This is a genomic window from Roseburia sp. AM16-25, assembly GCF_003473825.1.
In the GTDB taxonomy this organism is placed as follows: Bacteria; Bacillota; Clostridia; order Lachnospirales; family Lachnospiraceae; genus Pararoseburia; species Pararoseburia lenta.
This window is the reverse complement of sequence record NZ_QUCW01000005.1, coordinates 103,576-104,263: the sequence shown is the minus strand read 5'-3', so window position 1 is coordinate 104,263 and position 688 is coordinate 103,576. Positions and strand designations below refer to the sequence as shown.

At 34.7% G+C, this 688-nt stretch carries 1 protein-coding gene; it reads right to left on the bottom strand.

What is annotated here, in order from left to right:
- Positions 1-20: 20 nt before the first annotated feature.
- The coding region (locus tag DW183_RS11610; RefSeq protein ID WP_199649452.1) for a restriction endonuclease subunit S at positions 21-688 on the bottom strand (668 nt) is incomplete at its 5' end.

Below are 688 nucleotides of genomic sequence, written 5' to 3'. Positions count from 1 at the left end.
ATAAACAATAATTTAGCGGCTTAGAGATCGATATCTGATACATCGATCTCACCGGACATCAGTTTGGGAAGTAAAGAGTCTCTTAAAGCAACAAGATGACGATTCTCTTTATCGTGTTCGGATATCAGAGTGTAGAATGGCTCAACAATCTCAGTAAATGTCTTCATTATTGAAACATCTGGAACACCAATTTCAAAGCCTGAAATATCTGATATGAACAGACATTGCTGTACAGCTCCATGTGCTGTATTTATCAATTCTGCTCGTTTAGCTATCAAAGCCTCATAGATATATGCTGAACTTGCTTTTTCTGGATTAGGTTTTATCATAGCTACGCTTCGTTGAAATTCGTAATTTGAGGGAATTTCTTTCAACATAAGAATTTCTCCGATTGTTCCGACTGAGGAAATCAGAATATCTCCTTTTTCCAACTTGGTTCTTTTTCTGAGCTTTAAGAATGTTTCTTCAGATATTTTTCGTTCAGTAGAACCTATTGAGAGAACCCCTCCTTTAATATTTTTACAACTAAGTAATAGATATTTTCCAAGAGAATCATCTTTCACTGTGTTGTGGACACCATCAGTAACATTTATTGTGATATCTGAAATATAGCCTGGAACTGAATTGTTTCCTCCACCAAAATAATGTTGAAAAATTGCTTGTGTCTGCTGAGATAAATTATTGTTTA